General features: G+C 59.6%; 14 protein-coding genes. 1 reads left to right on the top strand and 13 read right to left on the bottom strand.

The features are described from left to right. Positions 1-245: 245 nt before the first annotated feature. The 12 genes from Q0949_RS03570 to Q0949_RS03515 form a co-directional block, all read right to left on the bottom strand. Positions 246-1,391, bottom strand: a complete 1,146-nt coding sequence (locus tag Q0949_RS03570) for a CmpA/NrtA family ABC transporter substrate-binding protein (protein ID WP_299368675.1) — start codon at positions 1,389-1,391, stop codon at positions 246-248. Continuing rightward, positions 1,388-1,972 (bottom strand): ANTAR domain-containing protein, encoded by a 585-nt coding sequence (locus Q0949_RS03565; protein WP_299368672.1) that lies wholly within the window; start codon positions 1,970-1,972, stop codon positions 1,388-1,390. Before Q0949_RS03565 ends, Q0949_RS03570 begins: the two co-directional genes overlap by 4 nt. A 140-nt stretch (positions 1,973-2,112) precedes the next feature. Further along, complete coding sequence (gene cueR, locus Q0949_RS03560) at positions 2,113-2,505, bottom strand: Cu(I)-responsive transcriptional regulator (protein ID WP_299368669.1); 393 nt, start codon at positions 2,503-2,505, stop codon at positions 2,113-2,115. A 10-nt stretch (positions 2,506-2,515) separates the two neighbouring features. Beyond that, positions 2,516-5,026, bottom strand: a complete 2,511-nt coding sequence (locus Q0949_RS03555; protein ID WP_299368666.1) for a heavy metal translocating P-type ATPase — start codon at positions 5,024-5,026, stop codon at positions 2,516-2,518. 373 nt (positions 5,027-5,399) lie between these two features. After that, positions 5,400-7,016, bottom strand: a complete 1,617-nt coding sequence (locus Q0949_RS03550; RefSeq protein WP_299368662.1) for an MFS transporter — start codon at positions 7,014-7,016, stop codon at positions 5,400-5,402. Between the two features lie 96 nt (positions 7,017-7,112). Next, positions 7,113-9,266, bottom strand: a complete 2,154-nt coding sequence (locus tag Q0949_RS03545; RefSeq protein ID WP_299368660.1) for a molybdopterin cofactor-binding domain-containing protein — start codon at positions 9,264-9,266, stop codon at positions 7,113-7,115. Between the two features lie 46 nt (positions 9,267-9,312). Next, entirely contained in the window at positions 9,313-9,765 is a 453-nt protein-coding gene (locus tag Q0949_RS03540) for a (2Fe-2S)-binding protein (protein WP_299368657.1), read from the bottom strand. 177 nt (positions 9,766-9,942) lie between these two features. Beyond that, positions 9,943-10,245, bottom strand: coding sequence for a GNAT family N-acetyltransferase (locus Q0949_RS03535; RefSeq protein WP_299368654.1), 303 nt, complete (start codon positions 10,243-10,245; stop codon positions 9,943-9,945). A gap of 12 nt (positions 10,246-10,257) precedes the next feature. After that, complete coding sequence (locus Q0949_RS03530) at positions 10,258-12,123, bottom strand: amidohydrolase (protein ID WP_299368651.1); 1,866 nt, start codon at positions 12,121-12,123, stop codon at positions 10,258-10,260. A gap of 123 nt (positions 12,124-12,246) precedes the next feature. Next, positions 12,247-12,885, bottom strand: coding sequence for a hydrolase (locus tag Q0949_RS03525; RefSeq protein ID WP_299368648.1), 639 nt, complete (start codon positions 12,883-12,885; stop codon positions 12,247-12,249). A gap of 31 nt (positions 12,886-12,916) precedes the next feature. Beyond that, on the bottom strand, positions 12,917-13,171 hold the full coding sequence (locus tag Q0949_RS03520; RefSeq protein ID WP_299368645.1) for a DUF1427 family protein: 255 nt from the start codon (positions 13,169-13,171) through the stop codon (positions 12,917-12,919). Then, positions 13,168-13,872, bottom strand: a complete 705-nt coding sequence (locus tag Q0949_RS03515; protein ID WP_299368642.1) for a pirin-like bicupin family protein — start codon at positions 13,870-13,872, stop codon at positions 13,168-13,170. Before Q0949_RS03515 ends, Q0949_RS03520 begins: the two co-directional genes overlap by 4 nt. A 120-nt stretch (positions 13,873-13,992) precedes the next feature. Between Q0949_RS03515 and Q0949_RS03510 the strand changes: the two genes are divergently transcribed. Then, on the top strand, positions 13,993-14,934 hold the full coding sequence (locus Q0949_RS03510) for a LysR substrate-binding domain-containing protein (RefSeq protein ID WP_299368639.1): 942 nt from the start codon (positions 13,993-13,995) through the stop codon (positions 14,932-14,934). Positions 14,935-14,938: 4 nt separating this feature from the next. On the opposite strand, the gene Q0949_RS03505 is transcribed toward Q0949_RS03510, so the two are convergent. Next, positions 14,939-15,544 (bottom strand): alpha/beta hydrolase, encoded by a 606-nt coding sequence (locus Q0949_RS03505; protein WP_299368636.1) that lies wholly within the window; start codon positions 15,542-15,544, stop codon positions 14,939-14,941. Between the last annotated feature and the right edge of the window lie 7 nt (positions 15,545-15,551).

The following is a 15,551-nucleotide window of genomic DNA, read 5'->3' as shown; positions in this document are numbered from 1 at the left end:
TTTTTCCTTTTTCTGTCCCGGATCGGGGAAAACAAAAAAGCCGCACGTAGGGGTCACGGGGGAGGAGGTCCGTGATCCATACGAGCGGCTTTGCTCTTGGGAGGTGCACGACCGTCAGTGGTACGTGCATATTGTTGGGCAGCGTTGCCCCTTGCACTTAACCTGCCCCTGCGACGGGCAGAGGTCCAAGACAAATTCGGGTTCACTGTGCAATTTTTGCTGCGATGCAGAATATGCACATTTCTTCAGCGGTTTTCTGAGGAGAAGTCGAATGTTCTGCCGTCAAAAAATGCATCCGGCGCAAGAATCATATGCCCACGGGTAGAGGCCACGTCGGTTTCCACGCGCAATGCGCCCTCTTCCTTTTCCGATGCGCCCGGCATATCCGCGCCGATTCCCGACAGGTTCCTGCGATAGAGATCCGACCGGAAACAGGCCTTGGCCTTTTCCATGCCGCCCACGTCCGCACCAAGCTGGTCGGCGATCCACGCCGCCTGGCTGCGCCACGGAAAGGAAGCCGCGTGATTATGGAATTGCAAGAACCTCGGCACGACGGCGGGCGACGCCGTTGGCGATGGCGACAGGTGCCCGGTCAATGCGGGGTCGATCAGATAGGGCGACAGGCTCAGATGTTCACTGCGCCCGAGGATTTCGACGGCGAGCGGCTTGTTCCTTGGCGTATCAAGCCATGCCGCCGCCTGATATATTGCGCGCATCAAGCGGCGCACGATATCTTCGTTTGCTTCAACCCAGTCGTGCCGGGCGGCCAGCACCTTTTCAGGGGCGAACTGCCAGACATCGCGCCCGGTCATCATCAATTCCGCGACACTCTGGTGCACGGCCAGACTGCCCCAAGGTTCTCCGACCCAGAACGCATCGACGAATCCATCGGCCACGGCGTCCGCCATCCGCGGCGGCGGCACGGTAATTTCCTCGATGGCCAAACCCGGCGCAGCTGAGGTCCAGTAGGACAAAAGCAGGCGGTGCATCGAATAGTGGAACGGCACGCCAATGCGCAGCGGTGCACCACCACGCGCAGCCAAGGCGGCCAGCAAGGCGTCGGCATCACCAAACAAAACCGGACCCAGTTCCGCGCGCAGGGCGTTGGACACGCCAAACACCGTGCCGTTGACCGACAGCACCATCAGCGTATCGATCCGCGCCGGCATGCCGCCCAACCCCATGGACATGGCCACAGGCATCGGCGACAGCATCTGTGCGGCATCCAAATGGCCCGCCGCCAGCAGATCGCGCAGGGCCGACCATGACGGCTGCCGCAACAGGTTAAGCGACAGCCCCTCTTCGGCGGCAAAGCCCAGTTCCTTTGCGATCACCAACGGCGCGCAATCGACAAGCGGGACATAGCCACAGTTCAGAACGGTATCACTCATGACAGCAACTCCGCAGCTGTGACGAGGGCCTGGGCCACGTCGATAACCTTCTTGTTCTGGCCCATGGCAGTCTTGCGCAGCAGGTTATAGGCATCATCCTCGGACATGCCGCGCTGGCGCATCAGGATCCCCTTGGCGCGATCAATTGTCTTGCGGTCTTCGAGCGCCTGTTTTGCGGCGTCCAGTTCCGACTGCATCTGGCGCATGATCTTGAACCGGGCGATGGCCGTTTGCAGAACGGCCTTGATCCGCTCCATTTTCAAGCCATCCACCACATAGGCGCTGACACCGGCGTTCAATGCGGCCTGCGTCAGGTCGTCATCCGTCTGGTCCACGAACAGCGCAACCGCGCGTTTCGTCGTCTCGGTGGCATACGAGATATGTTCCAGCGTGTCGCGATCCGGGTTTGCCAGATCGATCAGGACGATATCGGGGGCAAAATCCTTGACCGTGCGGTCCAGCGCCGAAATCTGCGCCAAAGCTTTGACGTCGGACCAACCTGCCTCGCTCAGGGCATCGACGATCTCGCGCACCCGCTCGGGATTTGGTTCGACAACGAGGATGCGCAGGTTCTGGATCATGTGGCCGACATTCGGCCCGCCCCGCGGCACGTCAACGGCGCGCCTGGCGATTGCCTCCCTGCCCTGACTGGACCCGCACAGAAATCAAGCACATCGACCTGAATTGCCCATCTTTTTCGCAGTCAGCACCTTGGCGCTTCCTAGTCCCGCCCTCCAGACAGGTCGCGCAGGATGGGACAATCGGGTCGGTCGTCGCCGCGACATGCGTCCACCAAGTGAGACAAGGTATCTCGCATGTCACGCAACTGGGCAATTTTCACATCGATTTCCGCCAGATGAGCCTCGGCCACTGTTTTGACCTGTGCACTCTCTCGGGAGCCATCCTCGTAAAGGCCCAGCAGGGTCCGGCACGCCTCGATCGAGAACCCGAGGGTGCGGGCACGCCCCAGGAACGCGAGTTTGTGCAGATCGGCTTCACGGAACGATCGATAGCCGTTGTCGCTGCGCAGCGGGCGCACCAGACCGATATCTTCGTAGTACCTGATAGTCTTGGCAGGCAGGCCTGAGCGTTCCGAAACTTCTCCGATGTTCATTTTCTGCGTCCTATTCTGCCGGTTCCGCCATCGCCTGCGACGACAAATCCCGCGTTGCGGTGTCCTCGGACAATGCCACCGAGATGCGGCGCAGGCGCAAAGCGTTGCCAAGAACCGACACCGAGGAGAGCGCCATGGCTGCCGCTGCAAAAACGGGAGACAACAGGATGCCAAAGGCCGGGTACAGCACACCGGCGGCGACGGGGATCAGTGCCACGTTGTAACCAAAGGCCCACATCAGGTTTTGGCGGATGTTCGCCATGGTCTGTCGCGACACGGCGCTGGCATTGACCACGCCGCGCAAATCACCGGACATGAGAACCACATCAGCGGATTCAATGGCCACATCGGTGCCCGTGCCGATGGCGATGCCCACATCCGCGTGGGCAAGCGCGGGTGCATCATTGATCCCGTCGCCGACAAAGGCGACCTTGCGGCCTGCACCGCGCAGATCGTCGATGGCTGCAACCTTTCCCTCCGGCAACACCCCGGCGATCACTTGGTCGATCCCGATGTCACGGGCAATCGCATCAGCCGTTGCCTGCTTGTCCCCGGTGATCATGGCAACCTCAAACCCGCGGGCGCGCAGGGCTGCGATTGCCGCGGCACTGGTGGGTTTGACCGGATCCGCAACCGCAATGACCGCGGCAAGCTGCCCGTCAATCGCAGCGAAAAGAGCGGTGCGTCCACGCCCGGCCAAGTCCTGTTCGTGGTGGGCGAGCGACATTGTGTCCACGCCTTCGCGGGCCATGAACCTGTCGGCGCCAACGATGACACGCTGCCCTTCCACCGTTGCTGCGGCCCCAAAGCCCGTGAGTGTCTCAAAGCCCGTGGCGACTGGCAATTCGAGACCTTGCAACTGCGCCGCCTGAACGATCGCTGCGGCGATGGGATGCTCTGATTGCGCTTCGACCGCCGCAATGCGCGTCAGAATATGTGTCCGGTCCATCCCTTCAGCGACGATCAGGTCGGTTAGCGCCGGCTTGCCTTCGGTCACCGTGCCGGTTTTGTCGAGCGCGACGACGTCGATCTCGGACAAGGCCTGCAATGCCTCGCCCTTGCGAAACAGAACACCCATCTCAGCCGCGCGACCGGTTCCGACCATGATCGATGTGGGCGTGGCCAATCCCATCGCACAGGGGCACGCAATGATCAGAACCGACACCCCGGCGACCAGCGCCAAGGTCAGCGCGGGTTGAGGTCCGAACACGAGCCAGAGCAGGACCGTCAAAGTGGCGAGCACCATCACTGCGGGGACAAACCAGAGGGTGACGCGATCCACCAGTCCTTGAATGGGCAGTTTTGCCCCCTGCGCGGCCTCAACCATGCGGATGATCTGCGCCAATGTGGTATCGGCACCGACCCGCTCTGCCCGTATGGTCAGGCTGCCCGTGCCGTTGACGGTTCCCGCGGTGACCTCTGCGCCCGCAGATTTCGCGACCGGCACAGGTTCACCCGTGATCATGCTCTCGTCCACATGGCTGGCCCCATCGGCGATCCGCCCATCGACGGGCAGTCGTTCGCCCGGACGTACCAGCACCGTATCGCCCACCATGACCGCGTCAGCAGGGATATCAGATGTCGCGCCATCGCGCAGGACCCGCACGGTCGGCACCTGCAAGCTCATCAACGCCTGAATGGCGGCGCCTGTCCGCCCCTTGGCCCGTGCCTCCAACCAGCGTCCCACGAGGATCAGGACGACAATGACCGCCGCCGCCTCGAAATACACTGCCCGGACCCCGTCGGGTAGCAATGTAGGCAGGAAGGTCGCGACAACCGAAAAACTCCATGCTGCACCGGTGCCGACCGCAACGAGGCTGTTCATGTCCGGCGCGCCGCGCAGCAACGCCGCGCCCCCTTTTATAAAGAACCCCCGACCGGGTCCGAACAGGACAATCGACGCCAGAACGCACTGGATCACCCATGACGTCTGGATTCCGATCCAGTTGGCGATGGCCATGTGGAAGGCGGGGACCAGATGCGCGCCCATTTCCAGCACAAAAACCGGCAATGTCAGGACGGCGGCAAGAATGACCCGCCTAAGCAGGTGCTCCGCCTCTTTAGACTTGCGATCCACCCGAGACTGCGTAGACCCGCCTTCGACAACACGGGCCGGATAGCCGCCATTTGCAGCCGCAGACACCAGCTCTGACACCGACGTGGCACCGTCAAGATAAGTGACCATCGCGGTTTCAGCGGCAAGGTTGACCGAAACGGCGGTCACGCCCGGCACTGCACTCAGCACCCGTTCGACGCGCCCCACGCAAGAGGCACAGGACATCGACGCCACGGACAACGTAACTGTGCCGGTGCGCGCAGGATAGCCCAGAGCATCAAGCGCATCCGCCACATCTGTCAGCCGTGATGCGTCAGGCAAGGCAAGGTTCGCGGTTTCCGCCGCCAGGTTGACCGAGACATCGGTGGCAGTTTGGACGTTTTGCAAAGCTTTTTCGACCCGCGCCACGCAGGACGCACAGCTCATGCCGTCAATAGCGACTGTATATTGGTGGTACTCGTTCATGATCCAGCCCCTGACTTGTCTGTCGCATCCTCAGATAAGGCCTCCAGTTACTGGAAGCTCAATAGGTGCGCCATGAAAACTTTGCACAGTTGCTGTTCCGGGCATTGCGGATCAGATGGCGGGCGCGCGGTATAGGGTTGGCATCGCCAGTTTTCGATTGCCGGGGCAGCGTGCCCATATGGACAACCAAAGCCAGCTCTAAGCGGGAAACTCCGGCACGCGGCCGGACGGGTCCGAAGGCCGGCCGTCAATTTTTTGAAAAGACCACCCGCGAGAAATCGTTTCAGCACTTTGTGGCGTCCCCAAAATGGACAGGCCATTACGCACGGGCCAGACATTTTCTGTGCGCCACGTACAGCCATGTACATCGGGTTCATTCACCGGATGCGGCCGATACGAAATGGCGCACCACGGGCCCCGATGCCCGTGTGTCAAAGGCGCGCAGTTCTGATTGCAAGTCCGCGTCGTCTCTCGTCACACGTTCATGTTGCTCAAGGTGCTCGGACCAGCTTGGCAGGTGAAATGTTTCGACCCATGTGCCGGGCGTTTCGACACTTTCATGCACGAACCAGCGTGTTGCGCCATCTCTGTACCTTTCCCTTGCAAAAGTGTGCAGTTTTTCAAGGAATGCGTCGCGTTGGGCCTCGGCCACCTGGTATTCGACCGTAACCATTGCCTTTTGATGCGTCGCCTGCCCCGGGTTCAGGCTTGGCGCTTCCGGCCAGACCGACGCGGGCGCAAGGTCCGACGTCTCGCCCTTGCCCACCTTGAATTTGCGGGTCACGACGATGCCGAGGCCAAGGCCAACCGTTGCGATCAGCAAAGCCACCTGAACCGATGACGCGTTGGCCACCTGCCCCCATATGATGGATCCCGTCGCCATCGAGCCAAAAAACACCATCAGGAAAACGGCGAGGCCCCGCGCCCGGACCCAATCAGGCAGCGCCATCTGTGCAGATACATTGAATGAGGTCAAAACCGCGATCCACGACAACCCGCCCAGAAAGGCGGCGAGCATCAAGGCGTTTGGTGTCGCCGAAACCGCCATCGCGCAAAGTGCGATCATGGTGCCCACGGTCCCGGCACGGACGGTCGTGTCAGACGAGATCTTCTTTGCAAGGCGAGGCAAGAGCAACGCGCCTGTCACAGCGCCCGTCCCGATCAATGCCATCAGGATACCGTAAAGTTCCGAACCGCCCCCCTCTGCCTGCCTTGCGATCAATGGCAACAGCGACCAATAAGCCGAGGCAAAGATGAAGAAGGCCATTGACCTGTAAGCCGTTTCCTTCAGTGCATCGTTGTAGCGCACGTGGCGCAAACCGGTTGCCATATCGCCAAGAATTGGCCCGTGATAGCGCGACTTGTCTGCAACCGGCGGCTTCCACAAAACGAGCGCCAGAATGATGACAAGGTGGCTGGCCGCGTTCAGGGCGAAAGGCGCAGCCAAACCCACACTGGCAATCAAGAGCCCGGCCAATGCGGGGCCGATGGCCCGGCTGATATTGATCCCCATCGAATTCAGCGCGATGGCAGGCTTGAGTTTCTCACGCGGCACCAGTTGCGGGACAACCGCCTGCCAGGCAGGTGCCATGAACGCAGCGCCAGTTCCCATGGCAAAAGTGAACAAGATCAGCAAAACCGGCGTCATCGCCTCCTGCCACACGATCACTGTCAGCAGGACGGCAACGCAGGTCGCGATGATATTGATCGTGATCAGCATGCGACGCTTGTCCAACCTGTCTGCCAGAGTTCCTGCAAAAAGAGCAAAAAGGAAGACCGGCAGCGTGGTTGCCGCCTGAACAAGCGTCACGACAGCGGGGCTTGGATTGAGAGTGGTCATCAACCACCCTGCACCGACATCATGCATCCAGGTGCCGACATTCGAAATCAGCGTTGCGGTCCACAGCAGCGCAAAGGCAACATGACCAAACGGCGAAAATGCCCCCGCAGGAGCGGTCGTCACATTCGCGTCTTCAGGTGTGTTCGGCATGTTTGTTCGCTCTCCGGATATTTGGGAAATTCAGGGATCGGCGGCAACGCGCGTGGATGCTGTTGCCGATCTGCATTCGTGCGTGCATTGGATTTATCAGCTGTTGAGTACCTCGAGGACCCGGTCCGGGGTGAACGGCATGTGACGCAGGCGCTTGCCGGTCAGGGCGTGAAATGCGTTGGCAATTGCGGGGGGTACGAAGGGCAGGCCCAGTTCACCAACGCCGGTCGGATGTGCGTTCACTTGCGCCATGTAGACATCAATCGGAGGCACCTGGTGTGCACGGGTGATTTCGTAGTCCCAGTAGTTGTTCTGGACGACTTCGCCTGCCTCGATGTCGATCCGTTCTGTCAAGGCGCAGGAGATTCCGAACACGGCGGCCCCTTCGATCTGATTGTGGGCATTGTCCGGCGACACGATCAATCCAGCGTCTGCGGCCACCCAGATATGTTTCAGACTAATTTCACCGCTATTCCGGTCAAGCGCGATTTCGACGACACCCGCGGCCATTGATGAATGGTAACCGGCAAAGGCAAGCCCCATGGCGCGATCGCCACGATTGCGCCAGTCTGACATCTCGGCCACCTTGCCCAACAGATGACGGCCACGCAGGTTATCCTCAACCAGATCCAGACGGAAATCCAAAGGATCGCGACCGGCCGCCTCGGCCAATTCGTCCATAAAGGCTTCGGCGGCAAACCCTGTATATGCCGCGCCGATACCGCGATAGGGCGACAGCCGCGCCTGGCGTTCGGTGATCACGTGATCGGCCAGAAAGTCCGGGATCGAATAGAACTTGCTCTCCGCCCCCCGCATCGAAATGACATCGTTCGGTTTTACCGCGTTCCAGCGCCCGGGATTGAAGAATCCGATGACAGTCGGTGTGGCCACCCGGTGATGGAAGCCTTGCAGCATTCCATCCGTTGACACACCACCCGACATCCGTTGCACCGCCAGCGGCCGGAACACGCCGTTCTTGACGTCATCCTCGCGCGTCCAGATCACCTTGACCGGCCTGCCCACCGATTTCGAACACAGCAGCGCGTCGCGGACATAGTCCTGGACAAAGGCAGTACGTCGACCGAAACCACCGCCCATTGTCATCATGTTCAGCCGGACGCGATCCCGGGTCGTTTCCAATACGTCCATGACCGTGTTCGTTGTCCAGGATTGGGTCTGCGTGCCGGCCCAGACCTCGGCGCCTTTGCCGTCTGCGTCGACATGCGCGACAGCTGCCATGGGTTCGATCTGGGCGTGATACGCATAGTCCGACAGGTAGGTTTGGGTCAGCCGCGTGTCTGCGCCCGAAATCGCCGCCGACGCATCACCTTTTTTTGCCCAGACCGCTGGTGTCTCCGAAGGAGACTCGGCCTCGGCGGCGTAGAGGGCCATCGTGGCCTCGCTGCCATGGGCGCGAAATGGCGACGTTTCCGACCATGTGATATCCAATGTTCCCCGCGCCAACAGCGCACTCCAATAGGTTTCCGCAACCACCGCAACCGCATCGGGCAGTGCCACAATGTCCAGCACACCGGGCATCGCCCGTGCCTCGTCATCTTGCACCGCAACGGGTCGTTCCCCTTCGACCGGTGCACGCTGGATGCAGGCATAGGCCATATCGGGCAGGGTCACATCAATGGCGTACACCGCCTTGCCGGTGCTCTTTGCGGGAACGTCTCGACGCGGAATGTCATGCCCGATAATCCGAAAGGCATCGACGGGTTTCAGCGGGACGTCATCAGCACCGGGAATTTGGATCCCTTCGGCACCCGCAGCGGCCAAATCGCCATAGCTGATGCGTGTGCCATCCTGCGTCACCACGGCGCTGGGTGCGGTCATCAGAGTTTTCTTGTCAACGCCGATCTCGCGCGCCGCGATCTGCAACAGGACGTCGCGCGCCTGTGCGCCAGCCTTGCGCATCGGGTCGAAATACCCCTCAACCCCGGTGCTGCCCGCCGTATAGAGAACGCCACCGAACGCCGGATTGCCAAAGGTGCGGTCGTCTTCGTTCAACTGCTCGATGACGACATCGCCCCAGTCCGCATCCAGCTCTTCGGCCAGAATTTGGGGAAGTGTTGAGTAGCTGCTTTGTCCCATTTCGGTGGACGGGAAAATGATCGAAATCTTGCCATCGGCGCGGATCGTCATCCAGGGGTTCACCTTCAACATTTCCGAACCGGCAGCCTGCGCGTCGACGGACAAAAGTCCACCTGCGCCGACGACAAAGGAAAGCCCCGCAGACGCTTTCAAGAATCCGCGCCGACACAGCGTCGCATGTGTGCTTCGGTGGGCCATGTCACACCTCCCGCGCGGCGCGTTCGACCGCTTTGAAAATCCGGTTGTAGGTTCCACAGCGGCACAGGTTCGCGCTCATGTAATCGACAATCTCTGCGCGCGACGGGTTGGAAATTTCCGACAACAATGCCGCCGCCCGCATGATCTGGCCGGACTGGCAATAACCACATTGCGGCACCTGTTCGTCAATCCAGGCTTTCTGAAGCGGGTGTGTTCCGTCCGACGACAGGCCTTCTATCGTCGTGACCGTAGCACCCTCGACATCGCCCACGGTCAGCTGACAGGCAAAACTCGCTTCGCCATTCACATGAACGGTGCACGCGCCGCACATGGCCGCGCCGCAGCCATATTTCGTACCCTTCAGGCCGACGCCGTCGCGTATAACAAGCAAAAGCAATTCTTCGGGCGGATTGTCCACCTCTACGGGTTGGCCATTCAACGTGAACTTCGTCATCTTCGGATTCTCCTGTGCGGTACGGTTTCTAGGTCAATTGACAAGTTGATGGGCAAAGGCCGCTTGATTTCTCGTCAGAACAGGCACCGCGCACTACAAGGGGAAATGTCGATGCCTTGAAATCGAGAGGCGCCGGCAGCGAAGCCAAGGGTCCGCTGAAACTGTGATGCGCACCCGTCACCACTGAATGACATCGCTGAGCGCGTCCCGGTGTTTCTCAGCATAGGCCCGCAGAAATGGACACAACGGAACAATTCGTTGCTTCTTTCTCCGCGCGTCCGCGATCAAGTGCAGGGCAAGCGCCTTGGCTGCACCGCTCCCACGCAGGGCCACAGGAACAAAAGTGTGGTCAGCGATGACAAGCTGCGGCGTCGCTTTGGAGATCGTCAGTTCGGCCTCTTCCGGAACCCCTTTGATCACGGTCGAAAATCGGCCCTTGGTATCACTTTCCACATAGCGAATTTCGATCTCGCTTGCCATTTTGAGCTCCAATCAAGCCATGAAACAGGAACAGCCCAATGCGCCCCAGAACGCTTTTGGGTCTCGCACGGGAATTGGGTTGGCCCATGCGATCTGGTGGTTGTGGCCGTGCATCCCGCATCCCGACGCACACCCGTCTGCACAGGCCCGCATCTGCATCGGGGCCGGGGCTTGGGGCACATCCCGCATGGCAGGTGTCGCGAATGTCGCGGTGCTGCCCCAGTCAGGGCTGGCGGGCGGCATTGGCGGCGACAGGTCGGCATAGTCGCCTGTGCCATGGACAACCCTGCCATCCACCATGGTCAGAACCGAAGTGATGCTGCGGATCTTGTCCTCTGGCACGGTCATCAAGTCGTCAGAGAGCACGGCCAGATCCGCATACATGCCTTCGGCCAATGTGCCTTTCACATCTGCTTCACCCGAGAACCAGGCCGAGCCTGTCGTCCATATCGACACCGCCTCTTCGCGGGTCAGCAGGTTGTCATCGCCATAAAGCCGCAGACCGCCCATGGTCTTGCCGGTGGTCAGCCAGTACATCGCCATCCAAGGATCATAGCTGGCAACGCGTGTCGCATCAGTGCCGCCTCCCACGGGCAGGCCGGTTTTCAGCATATCGCGCACGGGTGGCGTGGCCTTGGCAGCATCCGCTCCGTAACGATCTACAAAGTACTCACCCTGAAAAGCCATGCGATGCTGCGTAGCAATCCCGCCACCGAGCGCTTTGATCCGGTCGATATTTTTCTGGCTGATGGTTTCCGCGTGGTCGATGATGAAACGGGTCTTGAAAGGCGTTCGACCATTGACGCGCTCGAACACGTTCAGGAACCGATCAATCGTCTCGTCATATGTCGCGTGGATACGGAACGGCCATTCGCGATCCGCAAGCAGTTCCACGATCTTTTCCAACTCCGCTTCCATGACCGGTGCCAAATCAGGGCGCGGCTCAAGAAAATTCTCGAAATCGGCCGCCGACCACGTCAGGTTCTCCCCTGCCCCATTCATCCGCAGCATGGTGTCGCCGGCCCCCGGTTCGGTGATCTCGACCCACTTCTCGTAATCGCTCAGCTCTGATCCTGCGTTCTGCGCAAAGAGGTTGTACGCTATGCGCACGGTAAGATGGCCCTCTTCGTTCAGCTGTGAGACGACGTCGTAGTCCTCGGGGTAATTCTGCCCGCCGCCACCGGCATCGATCACGGATGTCACGCCAAGGCGGTTCAGCTCACGCATGAAATGACGCGTAGAGTTGATCTGTTCCTCCGGAGGCAGTTTCGGGCCTTGCGCCAGGGTCGAATAGAGGATCAGCGCCGATGGCTTTGCCACCAGCATGCCCGTGGGATTGCCGTTGGTGTCCCGTTCGATCTCTCCTCCGGGTGGGTTCGGCGTGTCCCTGGTCATCCCGATCGCTTTCAGCGCAGCGCGGTTCAGCAGGGCCGATCCATAAAGATGCAGAATGAAGACTGGCGTGTCGGGGGCTGCGTCATTTATTTCCGCCAGCGTTGGCATGCGGCATTCGGCGAACTGGAATTCGCTCCATCCGCCGACGACACGCACCCATTGCGGCGCAGGGGTTACGGCAGCTTGTTTGCGCAACATCGCAAGCGCGTCGGAAACCGATGGCACGTTCTCCCAACGCAACTCGATGTTGAAGCTCAGACCGCCGCGGATCAGGTGTGTGTGGCTGTCATTCAGACCTGGAATCACGCGACGGCCGCCAAGATCGATGACCCGCGTATCGGTGGTTTTCAGCATTTGTATTTCTTGATCGGATCCGGCCCGCAGAACTTTGCCATCCGCGATTGCGATGGCCGTCGCATCCGGTGCTTTGGGGTCCAACGTGGTAATTTTTCCGTTGAAGAGAATTGTGGCAGGCGTGGCCATGGTGTGGGTCCTTTTTAAGAAAACAGAGGTGCTCAATGCCCACATGGCAGGCGGCGAAATGGTCTGTCGCCCGCTCGGTTCAGCAAGGCAAAAACTCGGACCGAGCGAGCGTTGCATGGCTGATCAGCCAACTTCGGAAGCGTGCTCTCCCAAGGCCCATTTCGAGAACCTCACCTGAATGCCGTAGGGGGTATGGGTCTTGAGGATGTCCATGACGCCGTCGTAGGTATTGCCACGCGCCCAGTCCTGCTGCAGCTCAAAGACGAATTGCAGAGCGTTCATAGGCACCGCTCCAGCCTGTACCAATCGGTCCATCGCGCGCTCATGGGCTTCGGGCGTGACATCGCCACACGCATCGGCAGGGATATAGACTTCATAGCCCTCGCGCAGCAGATCAAGCGTCGGGAACATCACACATGCTTCTGTCCAAAGGCCGGCGAGGACGATTTTCTTGCGTCCGGTGGCCGCGATGGCCTTGCGGAAATTTTCATCCACCCAAGAGTTGATCGAGGTGCGGTCGATAATTTCGAGACCGGGGTACAGGTCCGTCACCTCCGGCATAAAGGGACCGGAAAAGCTGTCCTTCGCCACGGTTGAGATTACTGTCGGCAAGCCAAAGAGTTTGGCGCCCTTGGCAAGGATCTGCACGTTGTGCATCACCGAAAGGCGATCATGGCTTTCGACACCTTGGAACATCGCGGGTTGAAAATCGATCAGCACAAGAGCCGCATTTTCCGGCGTAATCATTTCTTGTTTTGACATGAGGGTATCTCCGTTAATTTGTAGTTGGTCGTTAGAGGGTTTCTGTCGTGTCTGGCGCTGCGGACGTATCCGCCTCGGTCACGGCAAAGGACTTGAGGTGGAGTGCATGTGCGACGACATCAGAGTGGCCCCGGAGCCATTGGACAGCCGCCTCTCCGGCCAGCATTCCAAGAAGGCCAAGCAGGGCTATGATGGGCGGCGCCGGGCTGCGCACGGCGATCAGCCCGTAGATGACGCCGATGCCAATGCCAGCGGCCAGCGACATCAGGTAGGGTGTCCAACTCATTTTTGGGTGTCCTTTCTTGTGAGCGGCATTTCGAAGAGGAGCGCTTCGCCTTGTGAGATCCACGACAGCCCGATCGCATCGGAGGGTGGAATTTGAAGACCATCGCCAGCGCTGAGGTTTTCGCCATCCGCACGGGCCATCCCGTCAACCAGATGCAGAAATCTCAGGGCTTCCGGGTTCTCTGGGAGCGCATAGGTGTCGCCGTCTTCGAACAGCAAACGCGTGATTGAACTCCTGGACCGAAGGGGCACAAGCCCCCCCTTAGGCGCGGCCAAGACGGCTTGCCCTGCCTCGGGAACAGACGCTTGGGCATAGGTTGGCTGACCGCCGGGAACGTCAGGGATCAACCATATCTGCAAGAAACGGGCTGGATGCGCACGGGAAGCATTGAACTCCGAATGGCGCACACCGTCACCTGCGGACATCAGTTGGATCTCACCCTTACCAATGCGAGAGTGATTTCCTTGATCGTCCTTGTGCTCAAGCGCGCCGCTCAAAACGAAGGTCAGGATATCCATGTCGCTATGATCATGCGGCGCAAAGCCTGACCCCGGCGCGATGGTATCTTCGTTCAGGACACGCAGGTTCCCGAAACCCATTCTTGTCGGGTCATTGAACGACCCGAAGGAAAAGGTGTGAAAGCTGTTCAACCACCCGGTTGTCGTGCGGCCTCGGGTCGCTTTTTCATGCAGTTTGATCATTCTGATCCGTTCCAGCCAGAGCATGTCTGTTGGGGCAGGAGATGACCTCAAGTCTCACATCGACAAACGATAAGTTCTCTTCTAATGATATAGAAAATCTAAACCATAGAGATCCCCTCCATGGCTCGCAGCCGTCTTCCGTCACCAAAGGCATTGGTCGCCTTCGAAGCCGCTGCGAGGCTGCTGTCGTTCAAACAGGCCGCAAATGAACTCGCCGTCACGCCCGGGGCAATAAGCCAGCAAATTCGAACGCTTGAAGAAACTCTGGGTACGGCCTTGTTCACCCGCAAAGCACGTTCTGTCACTCTTACGCCGAGCGGTGAAGTGTTGAGCAAGAGCGTCTCGGAAAGCTTTCAGAGAATTCAGGATACGCTCGGCGCAATCTCTGCTCGAGCCGAAACGCGGCTTTGCATAAACACCAACGCGTCGATCGTCGCAAAATTCCTGCTTCCGCGCATCAGCACCTTCTCGGACAGGTTCCCGAATATTGACGTCGATATCGATACCCAGATCGGCCTCCATTCAATGGACGCGGACGGGCCTGACGTATTTATCCGAACGACCCAAACACCACCGCCCCAATCGCATCATGTGCTTTTGCACAAAGAGCTGCTCTTGCCGGTCGCGAGCCCGGACTTCATCAAAAGACACGACCTGAATGCACCGCAGGACGCGGCTCGAGTGCCTCTTCTGAAGGACATGAGCCTTGAAAAGTTCGACGGCACACCCGATTGGCGCGACTGGTTCAAAAAGGCCGGATTGACGCGTGCGCTGCCGTCCGAGCGGGTCCGTTTCGCAAACAGCGGCGCCGACTTTCTCGTGGACATGGCGATTTCCGGTGACGGGTTGCTTCTTGGGCGCTCGTCGCTGGTTTACTCGGCACTGTCCGCGGGACAACTGACTTGCCCGTTCGGGCCAATCCTGCCGACGCAGGTTGGCATCTACGCCATGTGTCGGCAGGAAAAGAGGAGCAACCCAAGGGTGCGCGCCTTTATTGGTTGGGTAAAGGAAGAAGCGGCGCTGCTTTCGACGATCAACGCCTTGCACAGCGCCTTTCGATGACCTGCTAGGTATTCAGGAACTCCGCAAGGGCCTGAATTTCCGATTGCCGCAATTCGTGCCCGCCTTCATGAGCCTCAAGCGTAACCTGAGCTTTCTGGTTTTCCAGCCAATCGACCAACCTGGTCGTCAGTTTCCATGGCGTAATCGGATCGTGTTTGCCGGCTGTTACAAGAATTCGCTTGCCGACCAGACCAGAAACCTGACCCGGATCCCATGTGATCAAAGGATGCAGCAAAGCCGACTTGTCAAACAGATCCGGACGGGCCATCAGGACAGAGGCGAGTATGTTGGCACCGTTGGAATAGCCAAAGCCGAAAATCGGCACGTTCGGGTGCAGCGACTTGTGAGCCTCCACATACTCGACCATCTTGATCGTCCGTGCGGCAAGGTCCTCCATATCGTAAACGCCCTCTCCGGTCCTGCGAAAGAACCGCGCGGCGCCCATCTCGGACACGTCTCCTCTGGGTGACACGACGCCACCGCCCGGCACCAATTGCCGGGCGAGACCGAAGAATTGATGCTCGTCTCCGCCCGTCCCGTGAAAGGCGAAAACAAGCGGACGACCAATATCAGGTTCGACCGACATTGCATGATAGTGAGTGGTGGCCATGATCCAG

This window comes from uncultured Tateyamaria sp. (assembly GCF_947487805.1).
In the GTDB taxonomy this organism is placed as follows: Bacteria; Pseudomonadota; Alphaproteobacteria; order Rhodobacterales; family Rhodobacteraceae; genus Tateyamaria.
This window is presented reverse-complemented; position numbering and strand designations above follow the sequence as displayed.